24 protein-coding genes are annotated in these 26,574 nt (G+C 38.0%); 8 read left to right on the top strand and 16 right to left on the bottom strand.

The genetic code is table 11. The annotated features are described in order from the left end of the window. Nucleotides 1-113: 113 nt before the first annotated feature. Nucleotides 114-1,652: a hypothetical protein gene (locus ABJQ32_19135; protein MEP5291780.1), complete on the top strand. Its 1,539-nt coding sequence runs from the start codon at nucleotides 114-116 to the stop codon at nucleotides 1,650-1,652. Nucleotides 1,653-1,987: 335 nt separating this feature from the next. Here ABJQ32_19135 and tsf read toward each other — a convergent pair whose 3' ends face one another. The 7 genes from tsf to ABJQ32_19170 form a co-directional block, all read right to left on the bottom strand. Further along, nucleotides 1,988-2,818: a translation elongation factor Ts gene (gene tsf / locus ABJQ32_19140; protein ID MEP5291781.1), complete on the bottom strand. Its 831-nt coding sequence runs from the start codon at nucleotides 2,816-2,818 to the stop codon at nucleotides 1,988-1,990. 89 nt (nucleotides 2,819-2,907) lie between these two features. Beyond that, the gene (gene rpsB / locus ABJQ32_19145; protein MEP5291782.1) at nucleotides 2,908-3,675 is read right to left on the bottom strand and encodes a 30S ribosomal protein S2; all 768 of its coding nucleotides are present in this window, start codon (nucleotides 3,673-3,675) and stop codon (nucleotides 2,908-2,910) included. 5 nt (nucleotides 3,676-3,680) lie between these two features. Further along, on the bottom strand, nucleotides 3,681-4,067 hold the full coding sequence (gene rpsI, locus ABJQ32_19150; GenBank protein ID MEP5291783.1) for a 30S ribosomal protein S9: 387 nt from the start codon (nucleotides 4,065-4,067) through the stop codon (nucleotides 3,681-3,683). Between the two features lie 6 nt (nucleotides 4,068-4,073). Next, nucleotides 4,074-4,517 (bottom strand): 50S ribosomal protein L13, encoded by a 444-nt coding sequence (gene rplM / locus ABJQ32_19155; protein MEP5291784.1) that lies wholly within the window; start codon nucleotides 4,515-4,517, stop codon nucleotides 4,074-4,076. Nucleotides 4,518-4,607: 90 nt separating this feature from the next. After that, a complete protein-coding gene (locus tag ABJQ32_19160; protein ID MEP5291785.1) occupies nucleotides 4,608-5,330 on the bottom strand; it encodes a pseudouridine synthase in 723 nt (240 codons plus the stop codon). Beyond that, nucleotides 5,323-6,399 (bottom strand): ATP-binding protein, encoded by a 1,077-nt coding sequence (locus ABJQ32_19165; protein ID MEP5291786.1) that lies wholly within the window; start codon nucleotides 6,397-6,399, stop codon nucleotides 5,323-5,325. Before ABJQ32_19165 ends, ABJQ32_19160 begins: the two co-directional genes overlap by 8 nt. 11 nt (nucleotides 6,400-6,410) lie before the next feature. Continuing rightward, the gene (locus ABJQ32_19170; GenBank protein ID MEP5291787.1) at nucleotides 6,411-7,097 is read right to left on the bottom strand and encodes a response regulator transcription factor; all 687 of its coding nucleotides are present in this window, start codon (nucleotides 7,095-7,097) and stop codon (nucleotides 6,411-6,413) included. Between the two features lie 320 nt (nucleotides 7,098-7,417). On the opposite strand from ABJQ32_19170, the gene ABJQ32_19175 reads away from it, so the two are divergent. Then, nucleotides 7,418-8,944, top strand: coding sequence for a S8 family serine peptidase (locus ABJQ32_19175; protein ID MEP5291788.1), 1,527 nt, complete (start codon nucleotides 7,418-7,420; stop codon nucleotides 8,942-8,944). 47 nt (nucleotides 8,945-8,991) lie between these two features. Here the strand turns inward: ABJQ32_19175 and ABJQ32_19180 are convergent, their stop codons facing one another. Next, the gene (locus ABJQ32_19180) at nucleotides 8,992-10,011 is read right to left on the bottom strand and encodes an aminopeptidase (protein MEP5291789.1); all 1,020 of its coding nucleotides are present in this window, start codon (nucleotides 10,009-10,011) and stop codon (nucleotides 8,992-8,994) included. Between the two features lie 72 nt (nucleotides 10,012-10,083). Between ABJQ32_19180 and ABJQ32_19185 the strand changes: the two genes are divergently transcribed. Continuing rightward, nucleotides 10,084-10,500, top strand: coding sequence for a hypothetical protein (locus ABJQ32_19185; protein ID MEP5291790.1), 417 nt, complete (start codon nucleotides 10,084-10,086; stop codon nucleotides 10,498-10,500). Here the strand turns inward: ABJQ32_19185 and ABJQ32_19190 are convergent. Then, nucleotides 10,497-11,117: a SiaB family protein kinase gene (locus tag ABJQ32_19190; protein MEP5291791.1), complete on the bottom strand. Its 621-nt coding sequence runs from the start codon at nucleotides 11,115-11,117 to the stop codon at nucleotides 10,497-10,499. The genes ABJQ32_19185 and ABJQ32_19190 overlap by 4 nt on opposite strands. 69 nt (nucleotides 11,118-11,186) lie before the next feature. After that, a complete protein-coding gene (locus ABJQ32_19195) occupies nucleotides 11,187-13,037 on the bottom strand; it encodes a carboxypeptidase-like regulatory domain-containing protein (GenBank protein MEP5291792.1) in 1,851 nt (616 codons plus the stop codon). Nucleotides 13,038-13,186: 149 nt separating this feature from the next. Between ABJQ32_19195 and recA the strand changes: the two genes are divergently transcribed. Beyond that, nucleotides 13,187-14,182, top strand: coding sequence for a recombinase RecA (recA, locus tag ABJQ32_19200; GenBank protein MEP5291793.1), 996 nt, complete (start codon nucleotides 13,187-13,189; stop codon nucleotides 14,180-14,182). Between the two features lie 62 nt (nucleotides 14,183-14,244). Here recA and ABJQ32_19205 read toward each other — a convergent pair whose 3' ends face one another. Both ABJQ32_19205 and ABJQ32_19210 read right to left on the bottom strand, forming a co-directional pair. Next, complete coding sequence (locus tag ABJQ32_19205) at nucleotides 14,245-15,504, bottom strand: ABC transporter permease (protein MEP5291794.1); 1,260 nt, start codon at nucleotides 15,502-15,504, stop codon at nucleotides 14,245-14,247. A gap of 6 nt (nucleotides 15,505-15,510) precedes the next feature. After that, nucleotides 15,511-16,764, bottom strand: a complete 1,254-nt coding sequence (locus ABJQ32_19210) for an ABC transporter permease (protein MEP5291795.1) — start codon at nucleotides 16,762-16,764, stop codon at nucleotides 15,511-15,513. A 192-nt stretch (nucleotides 16,765-16,956) separates the two neighbouring features. On the opposite strand from ABJQ32_19210, the gene queA reads away from it, so the two are divergent. Next, the gene (gene queA / locus ABJQ32_19215) at nucleotides 16,957-18,009 is read left to right on the top strand and encodes a tRNA preQ1(34) S-adenosylmethionine ribosyltransferase-isomerase QueA (protein MEP5291796.1); all 1,053 of its coding nucleotides are present in this window, start codon (nucleotides 16,957-16,959) and stop codon (nucleotides 18,007-18,009) included. Between the two features lie 4 nt (nucleotides 18,010-18,013). Then, complete coding sequence (locus ABJQ32_19220) at nucleotides 18,014-18,655, top strand: 2-C-methyl-D-erythritol 4-phosphate cytidylyltransferase (GenBank protein MEP5291797.1); 642 nt, start codon at nucleotides 18,014-18,016, stop codon at nucleotides 18,653-18,655. A gap of 33 nt (nucleotides 18,656-18,688) precedes the next feature. Here the strand turns inward: ABJQ32_19220 and ABJQ32_19225 are convergent, their stop codons facing one another. From ABJQ32_19225 to ABJQ32_19240, 4 genes are all read right to left on the bottom strand, one after another. After that, nucleotides 18,689-19,864: a T9SS type A sorting domain-containing protein gene (locus tag ABJQ32_19225; protein ID MEP5291798.1), complete on the bottom strand. Its 1,176-nt coding sequence runs from the start codon at nucleotides 19,862-19,864 to the stop codon at nucleotides 18,689-18,691. After that, on the bottom strand, nucleotides 19,861-21,630 hold the full coding sequence (locus ABJQ32_19230; protein ID MEP5291799.1) for a tail fiber domain-containing protein: 1,770 nt from the start codon (nucleotides 21,628-21,630) through the stop codon (nucleotides 19,861-19,863). Before ABJQ32_19230 ends, ABJQ32_19225 begins: the two co-directional genes overlap by 4 nt. A gap of 195 nt (nucleotides 21,631-21,825) precedes the next feature. Next, on the bottom strand, nucleotides 21,826-22,047 hold the full coding sequence (locus tag ABJQ32_19235) for a DUF2795 domain-containing protein (GenBank protein ID MEP5291800.1): 222 nt from the start codon (nucleotides 22,045-22,047) through the stop codon (nucleotides 21,826-21,828). Nucleotides 22,048-22,189: 142 nt separating this feature from the next. Further along, nucleotides 22,190-23,389: a DUF349 domain-containing protein gene (locus tag ABJQ32_19240; GenBank protein ID MEP5291801.1), complete on the bottom strand. Its 1,200-nt coding sequence runs from the start codon at nucleotides 23,387-23,389 to the stop codon at nucleotides 22,190-22,192. 55 nt (nucleotides 23,390-23,444) lie between these two features. Here ABJQ32_19240 and ettA point away from each other — a divergent pair, with 55 nt between their 5' ends. Both ettA and ABJQ32_19250 read left to right on the top strand, forming a co-directional pair. Further along, nucleotides 23,445-25,127: an energy-dependent translational throttle protein EttA gene (gene ettA / locus ABJQ32_19245; GenBank protein ID MEP5291802.1), complete on the top strand. Its 1,683-nt coding sequence runs from the start codon at nucleotides 23,445-23,447 to the stop codon at nucleotides 25,125-25,127. A gap of 18 nt (nucleotides 25,128-25,145) precedes the next feature. Further along, the gene (locus ABJQ32_19250; GenBank protein MEP5291803.1) at nucleotides 25,146-26,423 is read left to right on the top strand and encodes an amidohydrolase family protein; all 1,278 of its coding nucleotides are present in this window, start codon (nucleotides 25,146-25,148) and stop codon (nucleotides 26,421-26,423) included. The last annotated feature ends 151 nt before the right edge of the window (nucleotides 26,424-26,574 follow it).

Raw genomic sequence — 26,574 nt, forward strand, 5'->3', positions numbered from 1 at the left:
GAGTGTCAGAGGTAAGAGGTCGAAATCAATATTTTTTTTTATTCATCTGTTCAATTTCATTATTTGCTTTGTAAGTATTTAATTATCAATCGGTTAAAAATTTCTAAAAACACTTGTCCAAGCAACTTTCATATCAAATTCATAACCTAATCAAAAGGTTAACCAAAGCTGAAAAGCGACACTTTAAGCTGTATGTAAATAGGAACAGTTCAGAGAAAGAACCAATAATAGTGAAATTGTTTGATGTGTTTGACAAGCAAAGTGAGTTGGATGAAGAGAAAATAAGTAAGATTTTTTCTCACTTAAAACCAAATACATTTTCCAACCACAGAGCGAATTTATATGAACAGCTTTTGTCAAGTATTCGACTTCTACATAATGATGACCCGAGTATCCGAATTAAAGAGTTGATAAGTTATGCGGATGTACTGCATAATAAAGGTCTTTATCAACAAGGCTTAATCCAGCTTTCCAGGGCTAAGCAGCTTGCTAGCAAGAATAAAATGGATATTCTAAAGCTTGAAATAATTGAGTTGGAGAAAAAAATCGAAACCAGGTATGTAACTGGCAGTACGCCAGATCGGGCACTTGAATTGACAAAGGAATCTCAGGAGTTAAGGCATCAATTTTATTTCAGCGGCTCATGGTCAGATTTGGCATTGCGTCTGTATGATTACTATTTAAAATTTGGTCCCGTAAAGGGGGAAGAACAACAAGATCAGGTTACTTCTTTTTTTAAGCAAAATGCTCCCCGGCAAGAGGATTCATTGGGGTCCGATACTATTTTTTATTACCAAAGTTATGTGTGGTACTATCACATAATTCAAAACTTTCCCCTATGCTACAAGTACGCTAAACTGTGGTGTAATCTGTTTGACCAAAATCAAGTTATGATTGCAGAAGAGCCTGAAATGTACATACGGGGATATCACAATGTGCTTTCTTCTTTATTCTTCAGCGATGATGTTAAGCGATTTCGCCAGGAATTAAGCTTATTGGAAAATTTTGTAGATGAAAGAAAGAGCTCTTTCAACGAAAATCAATTGATTCAAGCATTTACTTATTTAGAAACAGGAAAACTTAATCTTTTCTTTTTAGAGGGAAAATTTTCTGAAGGAGCTAGGTATTGTAGAGTTTTTGAAGAGAAATTGGCAGAGTATGAGTCGAGAATTGACATTCATAGAAAGATGATTTTTCAGTATAAAATGGCAAGTCTAAAATTTGGAAGCAGTGATTTTCATGGATCACTGAAACATTTAAATATTATTATTAACAATCCTGTCCCTATTTTAAAAGAGGATATTCAGTCTTATGCTCGTTTCTTAAGCCTAATTGTACACTATGAGCTTGGAAACGATGATCTTATTTACTTTCAGATCAAATCTACCTATCGATTCATGCTAAAGTTGAAGGACTTTCAGAAAGTACATGCTGCGATTTTTAAGTTTTTGCGTAAATCCATTTACATGGATAGAAAATCGCTGCTACCTTATTTTAAAGAATTGAGAGAAGAGCTGGTCCAGGTTATTCAGGACAAATTTGAAAGAAGGCCTATGCTGTATCTAGATTTTGTATCATGGCTCGAGAGTAAAATTTACGATAGGCCAGTTGAAGAGATCATTCGAAATAAAAAAATTACGAAAGGAGCATAAAAAAAGCCGAAGTATAAACTTCGGCCTCATCAGGTCTTGCTGGTTGGAAAGACCCTTAAATTGACATTAATATTATTGCTAGGTAAGCAAATGCAAGTGAAGCAATTCTTACCATTGTACCTTTTCTCGTGAATTTACGAGTCAAGATAGCAGGGTCTATAAAATTAGCTTGTTTGTCCATAGCTGTTTTTCTTGTAAAAATCAGAATCTATGACCGCATTACATATGTGAATTTCTCCTAGATAATAATAAGCATTATGCTTATTATTATATCATTAGAATTGAAAAAGGCCTCCCAATTACTCAGAAGGCCCTTTTAATGATTTTTAGATCAATTATCCGATTGAAACTCTTTTGAAATCAGAAACAGTCATTCCCTTAGATACAGAATCAAGGTACTGAGATACGGATTGAGAGCTATCCTTGACAAATGATTGGCTAAGTAGTGTGTTCTCTTTATAGAACTTGTTAAGCTTACCCATTGCAATTTTTTCTATGATATTTTCAGGCTTTCCTTCTTGTCGTGCCTGATCTTTTCCGATTTCGATTTCCTTTTCTACCACCGATGGATCAACACCATCCTTATCAACAGCAACAGGGTTCATTGCAGCTATTTGCATAGCAACATCTTTTCCAGCTTCCGCTACTTCAGTTCCATTGGTGTTAGATAATACTACCATCACTCCAAGTTTACCATTTGAATGGATGTAAGGAACTACAGCTTCACCAGTCAATACTTCGAAAGCTTTCACTTCTAGTTTTTCACCTATTTTTCCAGTAAGCTCAATAATCTTATCGCCTACGGTTAAATCACCAAGACTTAAACTGTTCAACGCCTCTATGTTAGAAGGTTTCTGAGCGAATGCAAGCTCAGCAATTTGATTTCCTAATTGAACGAACTCATCATTCTTAGCTACGAAATCAGTTTCACAAGTAAATGCGATTAATGCACCTTCAGTGCTATCACTGTTGGTTTTAGCAAATACGACTCCTTCAGAAGTCTCTCTATCAGCTCTGGATGCAGATACTTTCTGACCTTTCTTTCTCAAAAACTCAACTGCTTTATCGAAATCTCCTTCTGCTTCTGTAAGCGCCTTCTTGCAATCCATCATGCCGGCACCAGTCATTTGTCTTAATTTGTTTACGTCTTGTGCTGTAATAGCCATTGTATTGTTGTTTTATTTTCTACAAACAAAAATTGAACACCGAAATACATCAATGTTCAATCTTATGTTAAGATTTTATGGTCTTTTGATTATTCTGCTACTTCAGACTTTTCGTCAGCTGCCTTTTTTGCTGCTTGTTCCTCAGCCTGAGATTGCTCTTCCTTATCTTTCTTACGCTCAGAAAGTCCTTCCTCCAATGATTTACCAATAAAACTGGTAATAAGTTTTATCGATTTAAAAGCATCATCATTACCCGGTATTGGGTAATCAATCTTAGATGGGTCTGAGTTAGTATCAACGATTCCAAAAACGGGAATGTTTAATTTTTGAGCTTCTGCGATTGCGATGTGCTCACGCTTGATGTCAACCACAAAAAGTGCTGCAGGAAGTCTGTTCAGGTCAGCAATACCACCTAAAACCTTCTCCAATTTATCCTTTGCTCGGGTAATCATTAAACGCTCTCGCTTTGCAAGATTCAAGTAAGCTTCTTCTTTCATAAGCTTCTCCATTCCTTGCATTTTCTTCAATGACTTTCTGATCGTTGCAAAATTGGTAAGCATGCCTCCTTGCCATCTTTCAGTAACGTAAGGCATATTTAGTCGTTGCGCCTCTTGCTCTACAACCTCTTTGGCTTGCTTCTTGGTAGCAACGAACATTACTTTTCTTCCTGATCTGACAACAGCTTTCATAGCTTCCGTAGCATCTTCAAGGCAAACAAGTGTTTTGTGAAGATCGATAATATGAATGCCGTTTTTCTCCATGAAAATGTATGGAGCCATGGCTGGATTCCACTTTCTGGTTAGGTGTCCAAAGTGCACACCTGCATCCAGGAGATCTTTATGTTCTAATTTTTGCATCTCAATTATCGTTTACTGAATTGGAATCTTTTTCTTGCTTTTCTGCGACCTGGCTTCTTACGTTCCACCATTCTAGAATCCCTGGTAAGGAATCCTTCTGATTTTAGTGGGCTTCTGAACTCAGCATCTACTTCAGTAAGTGCACGAGCAATTGCCAGTCTAACCGCTTCTGCTTGTCCAGCAGGTCCACCGCCGTTCACATTAACGCTTATGTCGAAATTACCATCTTGCTCCACTTTTACGAGTGGTTGCTTTACGATGGTTTGAAGAATTTCGGAAGGGAAGTAAACGCCAAGTTCCTTATCGTTTACGGTTATTACACCTTTCCCACTCGTAACATAAATACGAGCTACTGAGGTCTTTCTCCTCCCTATGGTATTAATTCTATCCATTCAGGTTTATAGTTTTACTTCTTTTGGTTTTTGAGCTGCATGTGGATGCTCTGCACCCTCATATACGTATAAGTTTTTGAAAATTTGTCTTCCAAGTCTATTGATTGGAAGCATACCTCTCACTGCTTTTTCAATTAAGATCGTGGAAGACTTTGCTTTAATGCTGTTAGGCGTTTCAAAGCGCTGACCTCCAGGATAACCAGTGTGTCTTACATATTGCTTGTCGGACCACTTATTACCTGTCAATCTGATTTTATCAGCATTGATCACAATTACGTTATCGCCACAATCTACATGTGGTGTGTACGCTGGCTTGTGTTTGCCACGGATCATTTTAGCAACCTCACTTGCCATTCTTCCAAGTATCTGAGAATCAGCATCTATGATGACCCAATTCTTCTCTACGGTTGTACTGTTTAATGATACAGTTTTAAAGCTGTTAGTATTCAATTTTATATTGATTTTATAATGTCAAAATCTATCCCCTTGAAAAAGGGACACAAAAATAGAATTTTCAATCGAGAAATCAAATGGCGATCTCTAATTAAATTTTCTTAAGAGCTTGATTAACACAGAGAAATCTTTCGGATACTCAGCTTCTCCTTCGATTACCTTACCGTTTAATCCTTTAAAAGCCACTTGAGAGGAGTGTAGCGCTACACGGTTGATCATTGGATTTTCTTCTTCCCACTTCTTATGGTTATAATTTCTTTTTAATTCTGATAGAAATGCTTCCTTTCCACCATAAGCTGGATCGTTTACTATGGGAGCCTGATGATAAGCCAGGTGAGCTCGTATTTGATGCATACGGCCTGTAACAGGGAAGCATTTGATTAATGAGTGCTTCTTAAAATGCTCTAATGTACCCAATAGCGTGAATGCGGCTTTTCCACTATGGAAATCTACTCTTGATTTAGTGGAGGTTGTATGCAGAGGCTCATCTGCTTCAAAATCTTCAAACTTGTGTAATCCATGGATCACAGCGTGATAGATCTTTTTTACTTCCCGATTTTCTAATTGCATGGCAAAATTTCGGTAAGCTTCTGGATTTTTTGCAAACACAACTATCCCAGAGGTTTCTTTATCAAGTCGATGACAGATTTGATATTCTTCGAATTCTTTTTTTGCGAGACCTAATAAATTTTTGATTTCGGCACGGTCGTCCAGGCTGGCTATAAATGGAGGCTTATTAACAAGTGTATAATCCTCATCTTCAGAGATAATTAAATCTTTGAAAGAAATATTTTTTAGATTTTTATGCATAGTCTTCTTCCTCGTCCCATCCTGCATCAACTTTGTCTATGTAGTTAGCCTTGTTTAGATCGAAATAAAATTTTGAACCTTGCTTGTATTCGCTTTCTACAAAGATCTCTGAGTCGTGACTCTCAAGGATGTGCTTTACGATAGATAGACCAAGGCCTGTTCCCCCTTTTTCTCTTGATCGACTTTTGTCTACTCTATAAAAGCGCTCGAAAATACGGGAAATATCTGATTCAGGAATCCCACGACCAGTATCTTCCACCATGATGCGAATTTTATTGTCAGCTTCAGCAAAACTAATTTTCGCTTCTCCTCCGTCACGTGTATACTTTATTGCATTAGAAATCAGGTTAAGCATTACCTGATAAATTCGACGATAATCACCAGTAACTATAATTGGTTCTTTATATTTTTTTGACATTTTGATGTCAATGCCTTTTTTCTCTGCTTTCCCTTCGAGCTGGTCTAATATTTCATTGCACATTCCCCGCATATCAAAATTCTCAAAATGCATGGTGATTTCACCCGACTCAATTTGAGAGATAGTGAGTATGTCTTGAACGAGCAGATCTAATGCATCAAGACTCTTAGCTGCCTTTTTTAGAAACTTCTTGCGAACCTCTTTATCATCGATAGCTCCATCCAGAAGTGTATGCACAAATCCTTGAGCAGCAAAAATTGGAGTTTTTAATTCATGAGAGACATCTGCGATAAACTCTCTCCTAAAGTGTTCTTTCTCTTTTAGTAATTCAATTTCTTTTTCTTTGCTTTTTGCAAAACTCGAAATCTCACGATCTATTCTTTTGAGTGGATTGATGGATGAGAACCTTCCGCGTAGAGCTATTTCACTTGCTTTTATATTCTTGAGTGAGTCATAAATATTCTCTATTTGTCTAAAAAACAAGAATTCAAGAACCAGACGGACCAAGATATAGGATGATGAAAATGCTAAAAGAAAAGCAATGACAATAGCAGTTGTGGTGATGTCCGGCACCAAGTATAGAAAGGCCGTTGTTATTGATGCTACGCATAGCGCCAAAAGAAGTGCGATGGCACGTGAGTTAAACTGCATTCAGTCAGTAATTAATTGGAGTCGAACTTATAGCCAACTCCCTTAACAGTGGTAATATGATCATTTCCGATCTTTTCCCTCACCTTTCTAATATGCACATCCACAGTTCTTGCAAGTACATAAACATCTGTGCCCCAGATGTTTTGCAATAATTCGTCTCTGCTGAAAACTTTACCTGGATTTTGAGCTAAGAAATAGAGCAATTCAAATTCTTTCTTAGGGAGTGATATTTTTTCATCTCCATTTTTCACAGTATAGCTGGTTCTATCAACTACTAATTCACCAATGGTAATCGTATTTGATTCTTTTTTCTTCTTTGACTCTCTTCTGAATAACGCATTGATCCGACTGACCAACGCTCGAGGTTTAATGGGCTTTGTGATATAATCATCTGCTCCCATATCGAAAGCTGCTACTTCAGAATACTCTTCAGATCGTGCTGTTAGGAAAATAACAAATGTATTGGCCATTTCTGGCTGCTCCCTAATTTGCCTGCATGTTTCTACACCGTCTTGCTTTGGCATCATGATATCAAGTAGAATGAGATCAGGGACGAAACTTTTTGCTATTTCTACCCCCTTAATTCCATCGCCAGCTGTTTTTACATCATAACCTTCTTTGGTCAAGTTGTATTTAAGTAGCTCCAGTATGTCTGCTTCATCGTCTACTACAAGAACCTTTTGATTGTGTTTAGCCATTTTCCGAGGATGTTGATTGTGTAACTTTCTCTTAAATTGTTCTTTACAATTTGATAAACTTCGTAACTGTTTCTACTTGAAATATTCAGCTTTCGGCCATCTCTTTCAACGTTATTCAAAATTACGCAGAAATCAACTGTATGTTAAAAAGGTAACAATTTGGTAAAAGTAGAAGTAAGCTTACTCTTTGAGTTATTGAATTGGCTAAATGCCAAATTACATTATGTGGGAATCTATTTTTTTAATTAAATTGATAGGTGAAATACTCTGCATGCATACTATTTAGCATGTAGAGTGATGTTTAACATTAACCTAACCGTATGAACAACACAAGAATCAGTCTGGTGTTGCTGGCATTTCTATTGCTAGCATGTACAGACGAAACGAGCTTGGCCCCCGAGATTGAGCAGCAAGATCCAATTGCAAAGGCTAAAATTGACAAAACCATCATTGCATCGTTGCAAAACACTGATGAATTTAATTGGAGAGATGTTTCTGATGAGATGATCTGGAGCGCTCTTGTCCATAGTGACTCTGTTTTAAGTATTGGATACAGGCCAGCTAATGAATCTGATATTAATGGCAGAATATCAGAAATTGACATTGAACAAGAGGCATGGATCGAAGCTTCTGATGCGATAGTTAATGAATCAATCACAATCCTAAGAGAAGAAGGAGATGATTCATTCATCGAATCAGATTTGAATATCCATAAACATGACGTGCTGCCTTTCATAGATATGAAAGTGAGCAGCCTCGAAGTAGTGAAATACTTACGTTCTCTATCTACAGTGAGATATGCTGAGCCTCTAGGATATGAGGTTGATTTTATAGTTGTGGATGGAGGGAGAATTGAAAGTAACTCTGGATGCAGTAATGATCCAGATAACAGTATTCCATCTAGCGACTTCACGAACATTAGTCCTGGAGCTAAAGCTTCGTGGCACTTATATGCAAATAATGTAGTAAGTGCCTGGAATTCCAGCACAGGAAGTGGAATTGGAATAGGCTTGATAGATACTGGAATATCTCCAAATCAAGATAATTTGAATAGCAATTTTAATTCAGGTAATTCAAGTGGAAGATATGTGAATAAATATGGTTTCTATAGAAGCTCTTGGTGGTGGTGGTCTAAACCTGATGGCCCGAATGATCAATGTGGACATGGAACTGCAATGGCAGGAGTGATGGCTGCACCACGTAGTACTGATGGATCATCGGTGGGGGTAGCTTATAACTCCAATTTAGTTGCTGTAAGAGGAACTGGTGATGTGGTGATCAATGGAGGAAGAGAAAAAACAGGAGTAGCTGATGCGCTTGTTTTTCTAGGAAATAGGAGCGATGTGAAGATCATTAGCATGTCCATTGGTGATGTGTTTTCAAACTCCAAAGTAGCTGATGCCATTCGATATGCTTACGGAAAAGGTAAGTTGATTTTTGCTGCTGCGGGAACTTCAACATCATTTACTAACTGGTTTGGAGTGATTTTTCCTGCCACTATGAACGAAACAGTGGCAGTCACAGGGATAAAAGAAAGTGGATATACACGTTGTGATATTTGTCATTCTGGAAGCAAAGTTGACTTTACAGTAATCATGGAAAGAAATGGAACGGCGAATCACCCTCTTTCATTGGCTATGTCTGGTAATCAACCATCAACAGTCGGAGGATCTTCGGTAGCTACTGCAACAGCAGCAGGAATTGCCGCACTTGTTTGGGCTAAAAACCCAGGAATGACAAGAGAGCAAGTGTTAGATAAGATGAAAAGAACAGCAGATTTATATCCAAATAAAAGTTCTTCTTACGGATGGGGAACTTTGGATGCAGCAGCAGCTGTGAATTATTAGAATATAATTTTAATTCATTCAAAGCGTCATGATATCATGGCGCTTTTTTATTTGTGATAGTCTTTCATTCCCTTCACGAAAAGTTTAAGATTCCCTTTGTATTTTGATGATAGTATTTCCGCTAAAGAATCCTTTGAGGAATAATACCTTAAATAAGACATGAAGTAGGCATTATTTGGACGTGTAGAACTAAATGCTTTATAGTACCTAGGGTTATGAAAATGAAGAGTGTCAATGGAGCTTGTGATCTTATCAATCATAATATGTTTCAAGACATTTTTTGCTGAATCGGAATCCTGCTTATCAAAAGTCTTGTATAATGAATCTAACTTTTGAGTTCCCAAGAGCATTTGATTTCTGAAAGTTTGACTGTCTTCTTCACCTAAGATATATTCAAAAAATGGGTCAGAGTTTTTTCCATACTTCTCATTTAGGTACTGAATTGCTCCTCTCTCTCCAATAAACGAAGCTAGATTTTCATTAAAATCAATATTATCTTTTACAAACAGGGTCGTGTGAGTGAGTTCATGGATGATCAACTCAGCTAAAGATCCTTCAGCTCGCTCAATCATATTTGAGAGGATTGGATCCTTCGTCCAACCTAAGGTTGACCAACCACCTACCGGTCGAATTCTAGCTTCATATCCTTCTTCCCTGAGTCTGGCCATTTCCTTTTTTCCTTCTTCCAAATTAAAAAAACCTTTGTATGGAAATGATCCTAATAATGGAAATGACCATGATTTAGGTTCTAGTGCAAATTTTTCTGAGGCAGAGAGGTTCCAGAGAGCTACCTGACCATTTTGATCATAATAGGTGGTGTAATTCTTAGTTTTTGCGAGGGCTAGATTTTCGTGAGCAAATGCCTTTGCTTCTTGTATGATTTTGATTTTTTGCTTTATGCTATCAGGAGTAGAACTCTCTGCAAGTACATTTTGAATGTCTCTTGCGTTCCAAATGATCTTAAGCTGGCCAGAAGCTTGTTGATAGCCATATGCGACAAGATGCCAGTTGAAAACTAATGTCAATAACATCAAAGCGAGTATTATCCAGGTTGCCTTTTTAATCATGCTACAACTTTATTTATTGTTTATCGTAAGATACCTTGCAATACATAGTAATAAAAACTAACCTTCTTGATCATGGACTTGAAAAATCACGAGAACAACCTAAGAATTATTGGTAAGATATTTATTGTCATAGGACTCATTTTAGTTCCTATCTCAATTTCTACATTCTTTTTTGTGGATATGTTCGTTGAGAGTGATTTATGGATGGAAATAAGAGAATTGGATGTTGTTCTTTTTGAATTAAGACCACCATCAGGAATCGCCTATTTTTTACCTACCATCCAAACTATTGGAGCAATCATTTTCTTGGCTTCAGGTTACGGTCTTGCTACAGAACAATCATGGGGGAAGAAGCTTGCTATTGTTCCTGCAGTGCTGTTGTTGTTTAAGTTTCCTATTGGAACGGCACTGGGGGGATACATGATTTATGCTATTCACTATGTGCCAAAGGAAGAACAGGTAGTAAATGGAGACGAATTAGCCTCCTAAGGCTTTAATTCAGTATCCTTGGATACTCGCATGGTTAAAATAAAGAAGCAAGCATCTTCACTATCAGGCTCAAAGTAATACTCGTACTTAGTTCCCGTTTTTTTAGCTATATCAATGAACCCAAGACCTGCACCACCAGTATCTCCGAGCTCGGAATTCTCCATTGCATCTCGATACATTTGCTTGACTCCATCGGCATCTAGCGCATTGATTTTATCAAGTATGTCTCGAAGTGATATTGCACTTTTGATTTGGATGTTATTTCCTGTGGTTATAAAGTACTCCTTCTCGTCATGACCAATAAGAAAGATGCCTTCTTTTACAAGTCCATCTTCTAAAGAATTTGATTCTTCATCAGACTGACTATCCGCATGCTTACAAATATTTTGGAGCGATTCCATCATTACGTGATAGACTCGTTTTGTCACCTTACGATTCTCATGACGCACATGCAGATCCTCAGATATCATGTCCGTAATGCTATCAATGGTAGACTGGGTCACATTGCCTAGGTACACGACGTTCAGATTGGATTTAGTCATCATTTTTTTAAAATTGATGACGCTTTTTAAGTGTTTTAGCTGTTGGTAAATCTGCTCATATCCTGAGTTTTCCATTTCTTATCCTTTAATCATAGAAAACCAAAATTAGGACAAACTGAGAATCTCGGCGCTAAGGTCTTACAATTAGCTTCTGCCAAGATAAATTCCAAAACTTACCATCCAATTGACTGAAAGAAGATCTCCATCATAATTTAGATCTAGATTTTCTCCTCCTTCTATTAAAAATTCATTCTTTTTAGTGAGGAAGAACTGGTCGTCTTCATTGAATACAACCCCGGTGGAACGTTTGAGAAATACATTGGTCCCGAAAGAAAGAAAATATTTGACTACTTGATTCTTTTCTAGACCTAAGGATATCGTAGGAGACAAATGGAACCCTCTTTCATGTAAGTAAAGATTTGTTTTCCCACTGTCAAATTTCTTTCCATTGATCTTATAATTTGATTCATGTTCTACAGAGCCTATCGAATGATTGACCCATTGATGACCAATTATCAATTTAGGAGAAATCAATATGGGACGTCCGTTGGGGTTTAAGTTGAAATCTCTCGTTACTACAAAATCTAAACTACTGTATTGCCTGTCCCTAAACGTTGTGTTAGTCCTGATTCCGACCCAAAAATTTTCACGAATTTCCAAATCCAGACCCCAAACAAAATTTATCGAATAGTCAGATGTTGCATTTTCATTGGAAGAGAAATCGAGAGCGTCATTGGAAAACGAAACGCCAGCTTGACTTACATCTATTGGGATATAAGATATTTCGAAATGAGACCGTATTGCTTTGTTATTATCCGGTTTAGATATTTCTGTGGAATCAACTGTTGAAACTGATTCTGGTAAATCAGCTTTTCTAAAAAGTTTTTCAATACCCTCATTAGGTATAATAATGGTATATCCTTTCCAAAAACTTGAATCATATTCTCCTACATTGTCGAGGAATACATCACTGCGGTGTATTCTTTCTAAATAGGGTATTTTCTCTTCGTTCGGCTCTGTTCGCGTACTGACAAATTCACTTTTGAGATTGAGTATTTTCCCATATTTAAATGCTGTATTATATTTCGAATGTTTGTATCTCCATTTATTGTCTTCCGACCTCTCGTAACTCACTTTGTAGTTCATGAATCTTCTACTTGCATCTCTGTAACGAAGAGGGAATGACCCCTTATAATCAAAATATGCTTCCACAATGGCAAACGAAGAGTCGATTATCAATAGATACCCATTTACATCTTCTCCTTTTTTGAAACTAAGCTTATAGAGGTTTTCATTGTAAAGTCTAAGCGTATCACTGATTTCAAGTTCAAAATCTTTGTCATTGCTAAGTAGACTGCTCCTGAATCCTACTGCGTCAAACCTATTGATATGATGGCTTCCAGCGACAATAACTGTCGGTAGCTTATCCTTTTGTTCTTGGTCTATATACCTTCTGCCTTCGCTGACTTTTACATGTCCCTTTGAGTTTTTTGTTTCATAGGAGTCTTTGATGGTTTCTAATGTAGATTCTGCTACATAGATTGGATTATTGCTGCTGTCTTGCCAAAAAGCGGACTCTCTGGCAAACCCCTTATGCCGCTCCTCTCTTGCAGGATAATTGTTTGGTATAGCCTCTATCGCTTTATTTAGTAGCTCTCTCTCATAGTCTTTAGGAACTACGACGACCTCATTTAGTCTGACTATGTCTTCAGGCAGTGTTATGATATTGGATGAATAATTATTAAAAGAAATTTCCTTCGTCATGTACCCAATGCTGCTGATTACGAGCGTAGGGTCTATTAATAAATTAGGTGCAGTTATTCTAAATTCTCCATTTACGTTGCTTATTGTGCCATTCATGGTGTTCTTAAAATGAACATGAGCAAATGGTATTGGGTCTTTATGTTCGTCCACAACGAGGAATGTTTTCGATTCCTGACTGAAGAGGTGGATAGTAAACGATAAAAGGAAGTAAATTTTTAAGATAATCTTCATGACTTATACTAATGCATAGAACTAAGTTTTGGTTGCTTTAGTATGATCATGTTCTTTTTTTAAAAATACTAATATTTTTAGCTAAATATGTTTTTCTTCGATTCGAAAGAACTATTTTTGTTTGATTTTAAATATAGATCGAAAGAAATATGGCCGACGCACAAGACAAACTGAAAGCTCTCCAGATCACCATTGAGAAGTTAGAAAAAACCTATGGTAAAGGGACTGTTATGAAACTCAGCGATGAGAAAGTAATGGATGTACCTACTATTTCTACTGGATCCTTAAGTCTGGATATTGCTTTAGGAGTCGGAGGAATTCCAAGGGGAAGAATTATTGAAGTGTATGGGCCGGAATCTTCAGGTAAGACGACACTGGCTATGCATTGCATTGCTGAGGCTCAAAAAGCTGGAGGTATTGCAGCTATCGTAGATGCTGAACATGCATTTGATAAGCTCTATGCAGAAAAATTGGGCATTGATACGGAGAACTTGCTGATATCACAGCCGGATAATGGAGAGCAGGCACTTGAGATCGCAGAACATTTGATTCGTTCGGGAGCGATAGACATCATTGTGATTGACTCTGTTGCAGCGTTAGTTCCAAGAGGAGAGCTGGAAGGAGAGATGGGGGATAGTAAAATGGGGCTGCAGGCTCGTTTGATGTCTCAAGCATTGAGAAAACTAACAGGAACCATCAGTAAGACGGGTTGTTCCTGTATCTTCATCAACCAACTTCGGGAGAAGATAGGGGTGATGTTTGGAAATCCTGAAACCACGACTGGAGGTAATGCATTGAAATTCTATGCATCTATTCGATTGGATATCAGAAGGATTGGGCAAATCAAAGAATCTGCGGATAATGTGATGGGTAACAGGACAAGAGTGAAAGTTGTGAAAAATAAGGTAGCACCTCCATTCAAAGTTGTTGAGTTTGATATTATGTATGGACGAGGAATTAGTAAGAGTGGGGAGATTGTTGATATAGGAGTGGAGTTGGATGTAGTGCAAAAGGCTGGTTCATGGTTCTCTTATGATGGAAACAAATTAGGGCAAGGTAGAGATGCGGTGAAAGCTTTAATTGAGGATAATCCTGAGTTGATGGAAGAGTTAGAGAAGAAAATCAAAGAAAAGTTGAACGCATAAAAACTATACCTAGCCGAAGTATATTAAGGTGAGCATTTGTTCACCTTTTTTTGTCTAAATCACTATCCAGTTGTTCGGATAGCTATCACAGGGTCTAATCTTGCTGCCATTAATGCAGGCACTATTCCAGAGATTACGCCAATAATTCCAGCTACACCTAATCCTAGAATGACGTTACTCATGGTCAATACTAGATCGAGACTTCCTAGGCTCGCCAGTGATAGAAGCCAGACCAGAAATAGTCCTACAGCACCTCCAATTAGGCTTAAGAATATTGCTTCAAAAAGGAATTGGAAAAGGATGAAGAAATTTTTAGCTCCAAGGGATTTTTGAATTCCTATGATATTGGTTCGTTCTCTTACAGAGACAAACATGATGTTGGCTATTCCAAATCCACCAACGAGAATAGAAAATCCACCAATAGCCCATCCGGCTACCCCGATAACATCGAATGTGGAACCGATAATGTTCATGATTGCATCTTGCCGATTTACGGAGAAATCATTTTTATCTTTTGGACCTAGCCCACGTTTTGATCGCATGAGACCAGTTATCTCAGCTTCCAGTTCGACTAATCCAATATCATCGGTTTTTCCCTTAATACTAATATTAGGTTCTACCCCTGTTCTCCGCCCAGAGTAGAATATTTTTTGGAAGGATTGAAAAGGAATGAGAACAACTTCATCATTTCCTGTATCTCCAAAAATCCCTTCTCCTTCCTCTTCGAAAATCGCTATAACGATGTACTTGAGTCCTTTTATTTTTATCTCCTTACCTATTGATTCACCACTAGGAAAGAGTTTGTTCGCAATTTTGTAGCCAATCATAGCTACATTTTTACCAGTGTAAGATTCAGCCGCAGTAAAATACCTGCCTTTTTCAACATCACTCGCAACATCATATACTTCGTCATGTGTATGGCCTACACCTACAAGTGCAACATCGTTATAACTGCTACTTTTGTATTTTACTGTTTTACCTCCAGTACTAGCGAAAATGGTGATTCCTTCAGCATTGTTAAGATTTTTTTTGAGGAATTCATACTCTTCATATGTAGCATAGGGTCTTTTCAGATATTCCCACCATGGAATATTTGGGCCGAACTCATAAGGAAATCTCCCGATATCGAGATTGTTGGCGTCCAAAAAGCTGAGACTGTTTTTAATGCTTCTTTCTAGTGAGTCAACTAAAGTAAAAACAGCGATGATTGCAAATATTCCAATGGTAACACCAAGTAGAGAAAGTGTTGTGCGGAGGAGATTCATTCTTAGGGCGCTCCACGCAAACCTGAAACTTTCGATGACTAATTTGAATATTTTCATTCTTTGTTATCCAGATGTTCGAATAGCGATTACAGGATCTAGTCTAGCTGCCATTAACGCAGGTACAATGCCGGACAGTACTCCAATTATTGCAGAAATGGCTAATCCCAGGATGGTGTTGCTGGTGGTGAGTACTAAATCCAGACTTCCTAGACTTACAAAAGATAAAAGATATACTAACACGACACCAACACCGCCTCCTATCAAACTCAGAAATACTGCTTCAAATAAAAATTGGAATAAGATGAAGTAATTTTTAGCTCCGAGAGATTTTTGAATACCAATTATATTGGTTCGCTCTCTTACAGAAACAAACATAATATTGGCTATTCCGAATCCTCCGACAAGGATAGCAAACCCTCCAATGATTGCTCCGGCAACTCCAATAATGTCAAAGGTGGATCCGATGAAATTAGTAATAGCTTCTGGCCTGTTCAATGCGAAATTATCGTCTTCTTTTGGTTTTAAGGAACGCTTTTTACGCATTAAGCCTCTTAACTCAGCCTCTAATTCTACTAAACCAATATCCGATGTTAATCCTTTGACTGTAATTCGAGGTTCTATGCCTCTACGTCTTCCAGAATAATAGATTTTCTGAAATGATTTATAAGGCATGTAGATATTGTCATCATTGCTAGGGGCTCCCAGAAAGCTTTCGCCTTCTTCTTTGATAAGTCCAATAATGTAATATTTCAGTCCCTTGATTTTAATTTCTTTACCGATAGGTGTTGTTCCAGGGAAGAGTTCTTTTGCTGTTCTGTTTCCGATAATAACAACATTGGATCCTCCACTGGCTTCTTGCCGGGTGAAGTATCTACCGTCTTCGATTGGTATCTCATAAGCATCTTTATGATCGTAGACTATGCCTAAGAGTGATAAATCTGCTGAACTATTGTTGTCGCGTTTAGCAATAATTCCTCCACGAACTGTAAAAATGGATACTGCTTTTGCATTTTTCACATTGTCTTTAATGAATCTATATTCATCAAAAGTCACATAAGGTCTTCTCAAGTAAGTCCACCATGGATAAGGCCCGCCAAATCCGTAGGGCCATTTCTCAACATTGATATTATTGGTGCCTAGAAAGTTTAAACTGTCTTTAATGCTTTTTTCTAGAGAATCGACGGCAGTAAATACTGCAATAATTGAAAAAATCCCAACAGTTACACCAAGGAGAGATAATGTTGTTCTTAAGAGGTTAGTCCTAAGTGCGCTCCATGCAAAGCGAAAACTTTCTATTATTAATTTAAATACTTTCACTGTAAATAGTTCTAATCAAACAAATGTACTTAATTGGATAGCGGGAAATTGAATAAAATAGCGATCGGTCAATGATCATTTCAAACGGTCAATACTTTTAGTTTGACGAGTTTCAAAGCAGATACGTTACATAGATGAAACATATTTGCTAATTTTGCGCTCTTTTGATCATTAAAATAGATCCTTTTTCCTATGGGAATGAAATTATCCGAATTCAAATTCGATTTGCCATCAAGTCTTATTGCACTACACCCAACAGAGAATCGTGACGATTCGCGTCTCATGGTCATTCACAAGGATAGCGGAGAAATTGAGCATAAAACGTTCAAAGATGTAGTCGGCTATTTTGGTGAAGATGACGTGTTTGTATTGAATAACACAAGAGTTTTCCCAGCTAGACTTTATGGGAATAAGGAAAAAACAGGAGCAAAAATTGAGGTATTCCTCCTTCGTGAGCTTAACACAGAAATGAAACTGTGGGATGTTTTGGTTGACCCTGCAAGAAAAATAAGAGTAGGAAATAAACTTTATTTTGGTGATGGAGAGTTGGTGGCTGAGGTTATCGACAATACCACAAGTAGAGGAAGAACTATTAGATTCTTATTTGATGGAGATCATGAGCAATTCTATAAGATGATCGATGCTCTTGGAGAGACTCCTCTTCCTAAAGAAATACAAAGATCTGCGGAACCTGAGGATAGAGAGCGCTTTCAAACAATTTATGCCGAGAAGATTGGCGCTGTTGCTGCTCCTACAGCTGGAATGCATTTTACCCCTCAACTCATGAAAAGAATGGAGTTGATCGGAATTGATACAGCTGCTATAACACTTCACGTTGGTTTAGGAACTTTTAGACCAGTAGATGTTGAAGATCTTACGAAGCATAAGATGGACTCTGAAAACTACTGGGTAGAGAAGCCAACCGCTGATAGAGTTAACCGAGCATTGGCTGAAAAATCAAAAATATGTGCGGTTGGTACTACTGCAATGAAGACACTAGAGTCTTCTGTTTCTGCAAATGGTCTCCTAAAGGATAATTCTGGTTGGACTGATAAGTTCATTTTCCCTCCATATGAATTCAAGATTTGCGATGCACTTATCACAAACTTCCATTTACCTGAATCAACTTTGTTGATGATGGCTTCCGCGTTTGGTGGATATGAGTTAATTCAGGAGGCATATCAAACTGCAATCAAAGAAAAGTATCGCTTCTTCAGTTATGGAGATGCCATGCTAATCATCTAATCTATTGGAGGAGTATGCCATCATAGTGGCAGGAGGTATTGGTTCACGCATGAAGAGCGAGGTGCCAAAGCAGTTTTTGCTTATTGATGATGTGCCGATCATCGTGCATTCCATTAGTAGTTTTTTAAACTATGATGATAATATCAATATCATAGTAGTGCTTCCCGAAGCTCACATAGATCGCTGGAAGGAAATTAAATCCAATTATTTCTCAGATATTGAAATAAGAACAGTAAGTGGGGGATTGACGAGAAGTGCATCAGTGCTTTCAGGTTTGACCCTTATAAAAAAAGATGGTTTAGTAGCTATCCATGATGCAGTTAGACCTTATGTATCCAGCCGTACAATTTCTGAATCTTTCAAATCTGCCAAAGACAATGGTTCTGGAGTCTCAGCGGTTGAGCTTAAGGACTCTATAAGAGAACTTGAAAATGACTCGTCTGTCGCCAGAGATAGATCAAAATATGTTTTAGTTCAAACACCACAAACTTTTAGAATTGATGATCTCAAGAAAGCTTATGAGAAGGTGGGTGTTAGGTTATTTACTGATGACGCAAGCGTGTTTGAAGCTGCTGGATATAAGGTAACCCTTGTCAAAGGTTCTTACGATAATATCAAAATCACAACACCAGAGGATTTAAAGTAAAATCCACTCCCGTTCTGGGAGTGGATATGAAAATTATCGTTTAATGACTCTAAAGGTCATTGCAGTTTTGTTGTTCTGATGATCGAAGAATTTTAGTAAGTATTGACCACTGGAATATTCTGCTAGATCGAGTTCCATTATACTTTGGTTTTCTTTCTTCAAATCTCTTTTAAGTAGCATGTTGCCATTCATATCTATTAGCTCCATGCTTATTTTGTCTGATAAGATTTTATCGTAGCTAATATTAACCTTATTTACTGTTGGGTTTGGATAGATATTGAAATTGGTAAAAAATTCAGACGTTAATCCAAGAATCAATTCTATAGTAATCCCTTCCTCGGTAACTAGTGCTGCCAAAGTAAACTGGTTATCAGAAACACCAGCTTCGCCAACATTAAATTCTACGAATGAAGACTCGTCAATAGGAATTCCAGGATATTCAACAAAGAATCGATAGGTTCCTTGTGGTAGGAATCCATATTCAAACTCCCCATCATTGTTCGTCTCTCCGTAAGCAATGAGTGTGAACTCATCCTGCTCAGTTCTCCCTCCTCTTCTTCTTTGTTTTAATCCACATTTTCTACCTTTTGCTCTTCTTCTTGCAGCTATTCTTCCTTCCTCATCTTCAAAATCTTCTTCAACAGTTCCTTTGACTAGACCTTCTCCATCATTCTCGTCTAAAACTGGAGGAATGTTTGTCATGACAATCTGAGTTGTGGTATCACTGTCTAGTTTCAATACATCGGCTTCATCCCATGAAAACGTATCGCCGAAATAAGTCGCTACAAATTTTTCTGGATCAGAATCAACAACCACTAAGTAGTCACCATGAAAGACTGATGCGAAGGAAAAATCTCCTGAGTTAGAAGTTGGAATGTCAAGTGTATCATAATTTCCAGATTGTCTGATTTTAAGCAAATAGCCTACGAAATCATCTGATATTACTTGATTGGAACTATTTATTGCTCTAACACTCACAATACTAGTTTCAAGATTAGCAGCAGCTAATCCTGGTAATATGGTGTATCCATCTCCTTTTACTATTTCACTTATGTATCCCGTTGAAATCTCCGTTGAAAAATTGGAACCACTAGAGATGCCACCGGCAACATATGCAGAGTAACCTTGAGTAGATAGTTGAGCACTAGCTGATCCAAGCATTAAGCAGGAGATCAGAAACGAGTGAAATTTACTCTTTAACGCTCTCATTTGCTTGCTGCTTTACTGCCACCTAACATTTTCATCAGTTGATCCATTTCAGTTCGTAGAGTCTGTACTTCTGTTAGAGAGGTCTTCAGTTCCGTATTTTCAGCTTCCAGTTTCTCAACCTTTTTGTTGAGTTCTTTGATTGCCCCTATAAGCACAGGTGTCATCTGTGCATAGTTTACTGCTTTCATACCTTCATCGTTTGTATGTACGAATTCTGGGTAGACTTCTTCCACCTCTTGTGCGATCACACCAATTTGATTTCTTTGCGATTTAAACTCATCTTTCCATTGGTAAGAGACTCCCCTCAGTTTTAAGACGTTTTCAAGAGGCTTTTCTAAGCTTTGGATATTCTTCTTTAATCTCCTATCAGAAGTTTGAGTGACAACAGCTGCTGTAACAGTTCCTGTAGCATTAATATCCCCAAGATTACCATCTAGTGTGATTGTAGTAGCGCCTGGATCATCCCTGAGCTCCAAAGTTCCTGCGCTTGCCTCATAAAATAGTTTATTTTGATCTGCGGCATTCTGAATCGATATCCCTCCATTGTCGCCTGCTACAAAGAAATTTATTGCACTACCACCATCTGTACGATTGGCAGAAATACTGCCATTGCCACCATCTAGATATATTCTGTCAGCGTCTGCAGCATCGCGTACGATGACCAGTCCACCTTGACCTGTTCCATTATGAGAGTCTAGTACTATTGTCTCATTGTAAATGCCACCGTTTTGACTATTACCCATAAAGATGACAGCACCTGTGTTGCCGCCTCCAATGTCTTGAGTGTGTAACCCTATATTAGTTACTGTCCATGATCCTCCGTCATCATTTTGCCCATAAACATTGATGTGTCCTAGATTGTTGTTTTGATCTACTGGAGCAGTTAATCCTATGTTAGGTGTGCTGGTTCCCCATATATTCATTGAGCCAGAAAAGCCGGAAGGGTCACTACCTCCAGGATCTGTAGCGGAATAAATATTGTGCGTTTGGCTTCCGAGATAATTATAGATATCAATTCCACCTCTTCTGTACCCATCAGAAAGAGGAGCACCACCTTGATCAAGATTTGAAGCATACATGTCAACCATCAGAGCAATACTACTTCCTTCTTGATCTCCTCCGTACAATGAAATTCCAGCATTTTCGTCTCCAAACGTTGAACCCACTATTGCACTTTTTAGTGAGTTAGCATTGTCTCGTTGTACAAATTGAAATCTACCACCATCATTTCTAGATTCTATTCTTACACCTTGATTTCTGATGGAATCATAAAGGAATAAAGCACCTTCATAGCCAGGTGTAGTTGTTCCAAGAATCACTTTGGTTGAATCATTAGCACCATATAGAACTAAACTCCCTGCATCATTAGGCTCAAAATAACTTAACTCAGCACGTAAGTCTCCTGTGTTATTTGTGATTTCATACCTACCACCTGCTATGGAAGGACTTGGCATTGGAGCATATAAAATCACAGGACTTAATGTTTCGCCATTTACAGTAATGTTAAGACTGACTTCTCTGGATACCTGAAAGAGCGTGTCGGGTAAAGGTGTTATTTGTCCCAATACTACTGCGTAATAGCCATCTGTTACTACTACATCGTTAATGGTCTCGGTCCATGATGGACTTGAAATGCTGAATTGTATATCGGCAGTTCCATTAAAGGGCTTACCAGCATCTAATAAACGCCCTTGAAAAGGAATTTTTTGTGCGAAAAGCAAATTTGAAAATAAAAGGCAGAGCAATAGAAAGTAAAACTTCTTCATGTTGTTTGGTTTCGGTTTATTTTGTGAATACAATCCATAAACCTAACCAACAGGGTACAATAGTTCAATACCTCGGTCGGGGTATTTTTATCATTTGATGATGTTTTCTATTAATAGTGTTGCGTAAAAGACGAACAATAAAAAAGCTTCAATCGAAAGATTGAAGCTTTTAGGTGCCTTTAGTTTTTAAATTAACTAATATTCATCCTCGTTAAAGAAGAAGTCCTCCTTCGTGGGATAGTCAGGCCAGATTTCTTCGATATTTTCAAAGGGCTGTCCGTCATCTTCGAGTTCCTGTAGGTTTTCTACTACTTCCAATGGAGCTCCAGATCGGATAGAAAAATCAATTAATTCATCTTTTGTGGCGGGCCATGGGGCGTCTTCTAAGTAAGAAGCAAGTTCAAGTGTCCAATACATATTCTAGCCTCGGTTTATAAGTCCTGTTTTAATAATGCGCGCAAATATATATTATTATATTTTATGTGCACTAAATAGAAAAATTCATCTGTAGAAAGGTAATTTTCTTACATCAAAAGACAAGGAAAAGTTTCTCAAAAATTTAAAATTCTCCTGATTCTACCCAATTTAATAGTTTTGACTTCACTTCAATTTTCCGTTTTTGACTCTTAATTTTACTTTCAACCACTTTATTCATTCTTCCATCGGATGAAGAAAAGTTGGCTGAATTTTCTTCATAAATCTTTAAATCCTCTTGGTCTCTGGATATTAAATCTTTAATTATCCCTGTTTTAACGCTTTCCTTTTTTTCAGAGTCTAGTTTCGCATATTCAGGAAAGCGCTTATATGCAAGTTTGAGGACAAATTCACGCTCATTTAGCAATTGAATAAGCTCTAAACATTTATGCTTCTCTGGATTCCTATTCTTATCTCGAAACAGATCTTTCTTTAGTTTATCAATTTCGTCTTTATTGAATGGTTCCTTACCTGATTTAATACCCATTAATTTGGATAGCGTTTCAGAGTAGTCTTTTGGAGGAATGAACCTATCCCCTTTCAATTGTTGATTAAAATCATTATTCAAAGGTTTATAAAACTCTGAGGGTATACCACCTATCTCCTTCCACCGTTCTTTCAATTCTTTTACTTTATTGAAACGCTCTTTACCATGAATCTCGGAAAGTTTTTTTGCCCCCTCTACAAGCTCTTCATATTGTCTTTTTCTATGATCTGTCAGCTTTTGCTTATCCTCAAAGAATTGTTTTTTTCGATCAAAAAATCCTTTAATAATATCCCAAAATTGTTCTTCAAGAATTTCATTTTTATCTTCTTCCGCACTTCCAGTCTTTATCCACCTACTTTTTAGGTCGGTGATCTTCTCAGTCGCTTCTTTCCAATTAATAATTTCTACTGATTCCTTGGCTTCTTCAATGAGAGCTGTTTTTATTTCTGTATTCCTGATTCGATTTTTCTGGATGATATCTCTGACAAGAGATTCGTATCGCAAAATGTTATCTAGCAAAGCTTGGTAGTCTCCAAGTCCATCATGCTCAGGTAAATGTTCTCTTAAATGGACTAGCTTCATTAAAAATGAGCCTTTGTTTTCTGTGGCATCAATTTTCTCAGTCACTTCGTTGATCTTTTTTTCAAGGTCAGAAAAGCGCTCTTGAAAAAACTGAGTAGATTTTTCTGAGTCTTCATCTCTTACTTCTCCAATTTCTCTGTCTGGGTTTTCTCCCCAGCTGCTTCTAAAGACCTTGCCGTCTTTAATAAATCCAAATGATACTTGTATAATGTCCAAGGGTGAGTGTAATTCTTAAATGCGTCGTATATTCGATTTCTAATCAAACTTAAGCATGTCAGACGAAAAGATCATCTTCTCAATGTCGGGAGTCAACAAGATTCACCCGCCACAAAAACAAGTACTTAAGAATATTTATCTGTCATTTTTCTATGGTGCGAAAATAGGAGTACTAGGCCTAAATGGGGCTGGAAAGTCCTCATTACTTCGCATAATTGCCGGAAAAGATACAGATTATCAAGGTGAAGTAGTGTTTTCCCCTGGTTTTTCCGTCGGAATGCTTGAGCAAGAACCAGAATTGGATCCAGAAAAAACAGTCATTGAGGTGGTTCGTGAGGGAGTAAAAGAAATCAATGATTTATTAAAAGAATACGAGGAGGTTAATGCTAAATTTTCTGAGCCTGAGATTTTAGAAGATCCTGATAAGATGAACAAGCTCATCGAACTGCAAGGGAAGATACAAGAAAAACTTGATGCAACAGGGGCGTGGGAGATAGACCATAAGCTAGAAAGAGCCATGGATGCACTACGTACCCCTCCTGAAGATGCTGTGATTAAAAACCTATCTGGAGGGGAAAAGAGAAGGGTAGCTTTGTGCAGACTCTTATTAGAACAACCAGATGTATTGCTCTTAGATGAGCCGACTAACCATTTGGATGCAGAGTCAGTACTGTGGTTGGAGCAGTATTTACAACAGTATGAAGGAACTGTTATCGCAGTAACTCACGATAGGTACTTCCTCGATAATGTTGCTGGATGGATTCTTGAACTAGATAGGGGAGAGGGAATTCCATGGAAAGGAAATTATTCAAGCTGGTTAGAGCAGAAAGAAAAAAGACTTGCAAAAGAAGATAAGCAAGAGTCTAAAAGGCAAAAGACCCTTCAACGTGAATTGGAGTGGGTAAGAATGAGCCCTAAAGGGCGACAAGCGAAGGCCAAAGCCAGGCTAAGTGCGTACGATAAACTTTTAGGAGAAGAAGCGAAAGAAAAAGAAAGCCAATTAGAATTGTATATTCCACCGGGCCCGCGGTTGGGTGCTAAGGTTATTGAGGCAAGTGGGGTGGCAAAAGGATACGGTGATAAACTGCTATACGAGGATTTGTCCTTTAGTTTACCACAAGGAGGAATTGTAGGAGTAATTGGCCCCAATGGAGCAGGAAAGTCTACATTGTTCAAGATGATTACTGGAAATGAAACACCCGATAAAGGAAGCTTTGAAGTAGGGGAGACTGTGGTGATGAGCTATGTGGACCAAGAGCACGATCAACTTGATCCAAATAAATCGGTATTCGAAGTGATTTCTGAAGGAAATGAGATTATTGATTTGGGAGGTAGAGAAATGAATGCACGCGCATATGTCAGCAAATTCAATTTTTCAGGACAAGATCAGGGAAAGAAAGTAGGAACACTTTCTGGAGGGGAACGAAATCGAGTGCACTTAGCATTGACCCTCAAAAGAGGAGCCAATTTGATTTTACTGGATGAGCCTACGAATGATTTAGATGTGAATACGCTAAGAGCACTGGAGGAGGCACTAGAAAATTTCGGAGGATGTGCGGTGGTAATCACTCACGATAGGTGGTTTCTGGATCGTATTGCTACACATATTCTTGCTTTTGAAGGAGACTCTCAAGCTTATTGGTTTGAAGGTAATTTCACTGAGTATGAAGAAAATAGGAAGAAACGTTTAGGAGATGAAGCACCCAAGCGAATCAAATACAAGAAATTAACGGACTGATTAAAATATCCTTATCCAATGAAAAAACTAACCTTAGCCTTATGCACTTTGATGATTGTGATATCATCATCTGCTCAGAGAACCATTATTCATGCCGGTACACTGATAGATGGAGTATCCAAAAAAGCGTTTACCGAAAGGTCTATTATCGTAGATGGCAAGAAAATTTCATCCATTGAAAATGGCTATGTTTCACCAAATGATGGTGATGTAGTCATTGACTTGAAGAATCATACCGTGATGCCAGGATGGATTGATATGCATGTACATATGGAGGGAGAAACAAGTCCAGATCGATACATACGAGAGTTTACTGACAATCCAGCAGATAAGGCCTTTGCATCTGTCAACATAGCAGAACGGACGTTATTGGCAGGATTTACGACAGTTCGTGATTTGGGAGGTACAGGCGTCAATGTTTCATTAAGGGATGCGATCAATAAGGGTACTGTTGATGGCCCAAGAATTTTCACAGCGGAAAAGAGTCTGTCAATTACTGGAGGACATGCAGATCCTAGCAATGGGTATAGGGATGATTTGATGGGAAATCCAGGTCCAGACGTAGGGGTGGTTAATGGAGTGGATGATGCAAGAAAAGCAGTTCGTCAGCGCTACAAAAATGGAGCAGACCTTATTAAAATAACGGCTACTGGTGGAGTGCTTAGTGTAGCAAAAGATGGGCAAGGAGCTCATTTTCAAGAAGAAGAAATTATTGCCATAGTGGAAGCAGCCAATGATTTGGGATTTCATGTGGCAGCCCATGCGCATGGCGATGAAGGTATGCGAAGGGCGGTAGCAAATGGTGTGAAAACCATTGAGCATGGTACCTATATGAGTGATGCTACTATGGATTTGATGATTAAGAATAACTCTTATCTGGTTCCTACTATTACTGCCGGGATGGAAGTAGCGAATAACGCAAAGAAGCCAGGATATTATCCGAAAGTTGTAGCTGAGAAGGCTCGTGTGATTGGGCCGAAGATTCAAGGCACATTTGCTCGGGCTTATAAAAAAGGGGTGCCGATCGCTTTTGGTACTGATGCTGGGGTTTTTAAACATGGAGAGAATGCCAGAGAGTTTGGATACATGGTGGAGGTAGGAATGCCTGCCATGGAAACAATCATTTGTGCAACTAGCAACAACGCCGCTTTACTTGGAATCGGAGACGAATTGGGAATGTTGAAAAAAGGTTTTTTGGCTGACATTGTAGCTGTTCCTGGCAATCCTCTGAATGATATAGAAGTGATGAAAGACGTGAGATTTGTGATGAAAGAAGGAAAGATTTATAAGAAGTGATAATTGAGACTGAATAATGCACGGCTTTTGGCCGGTCAGATCTAATCCAGTATAAGGCTTGCAAAGAATAGAAAATGGAAGACTTCCGAAGTTTTTAAAACTTCGGAAGTCTTGACCTATCAAATTAAAAAAGCCTGGTCTCTCAGGCTTC

Origin of the sequence: Marinobacter alexandrii (genome assembly GCA_039984955.1) — a bacterium.
GTDB lineage: Bacteria > Bacteroidota > Bacteroidia > Cytophagales > Cyclobacteriaceae > Ekhidna.

Bases quoted from the DNA above. Each gene is read 5' to 3' on its own strand.
- tsf (MEP5291781.1), bottom strand. From the start codon at position 2,818: ATGGCTATTACAGCACAAGACGTAAACAAATTAAGACAAATGACTGGT.
- rpsB (MEP5291782.1), bottom strand. From the start codon at position 3,675: ATGCAAAAATTAGAACATAAAGATCTCCTGGATGCAGGTGTGCACTTT.
- rpsI (MEP5291783.1), bottom strand. From the start codon at position 4,067: ATGGATAGAATTAATACCATAGGGAGGAGAAAGACCTCAGTAGCTCGT.
- ABJQ32_19160 (MEP5291785.1), bottom strand. From the start codon at position 5,330: ATGCATAAAAATCTAAAAAATATTTCTTTCAAAGATTTAATTATCTCT.
- ABJQ32_19165 (MEP5291786.1), bottom strand. From the start codon at position 6,399: ATGCAGTTTAACTCACGTGCCATCGCACTTCTTTTGGCGCTATGCGTA.
- ABJQ32_19170 (MEP5291787.1), bottom strand. From the start codon at position 7,097: ATGGCTAAACACAATCAAAAGGTTCTTGTAGTAGACGATGAAGCAGAC.
- ABJQ32_19175 (MEP5291788.1), top strand. From the start codon at position 7,418: ATGAACAACACAAGAATCAGTCTGGTGTTGCTGGCATTTCTATTGCTA.
- ABJQ32_19180 (MEP5291789.1), bottom strand. From the start codon at position 10,011: ATGATTAAAAAGGCAACCTGGATAATACTCGCTTTGATGTTATTGACA.
- ABJQ32_19185 (MEP5291790.1), top strand. From the start codon at position 10,084: ATGGACTTGAAAAATCACGAGAACAACCTAAGAATTATTGGTAAGATA.
- ABJQ32_19190 (MEP5291791.1), bottom strand. From the start codon at position 11,117: ATGGAAAACTCAGGATATGAGCAGATTTACCAACAGCTAAAACACTTA.
- ABJQ32_19195 (MEP5291792.1), bottom strand. From the start codon at position 13,037: ATGAAGATTATCTTAAAAATTTACTTCCTTTTATCGTTTACTATCCAC.
- recA (MEP5291793.1), top strand. From the start codon at position 13,187: ATGGCCGACGCACAAGACAAACTGAAAGCTCTCCAGATCACCATTGAG.
- ABJQ32_19205 (MEP5291794.1), bottom strand. From the start codon at position 15,504: ATGAAAATATTCAAATTAGTCATCGAAAGTTTCAGGTTTGCGTGGAGC.
- queA (MEP5291796.1), top strand. From the start codon at position 16,957: ATGGGAATGAAATTATCCGAATTCAAATTCGATTTGCCATCAAGTCTT.
- ABJQ32_19225 (MEP5291798.1), bottom strand. From the start codon at position 19,864: ATGAGAGCGTTAAAGAGTAAATTTCACTCGTTTCTGATCTCCTGCTTA.
- ABJQ32_19230 (MEP5291799.1), bottom strand. From the start codon at position 21,630: ATGAAGAAGTTTTACTTTCTATTGCTCTGCCTTTTATTTTCAAATTTG.
- ABJQ32_19235 (MEP5291800.1), bottom strand. From the start codon at position 22,047: ATGTATTGGACACTTGAACTTGCTTCTTACTTAGAAGACGCCCCATGG.
- ettA (MEP5291802.1), top strand. From the start codon at position 23,445: ATGTCAGACGAAAAGATCATCTTCTCAATGTCGGGAGTCAACAAGATT.
- ABJQ32_19250 (MEP5291803.1), top strand. From the start codon at position 25,146: ATGAAAAAACTAACCTTAGCCTTATGCACTTTGATGATTGTGATATCA.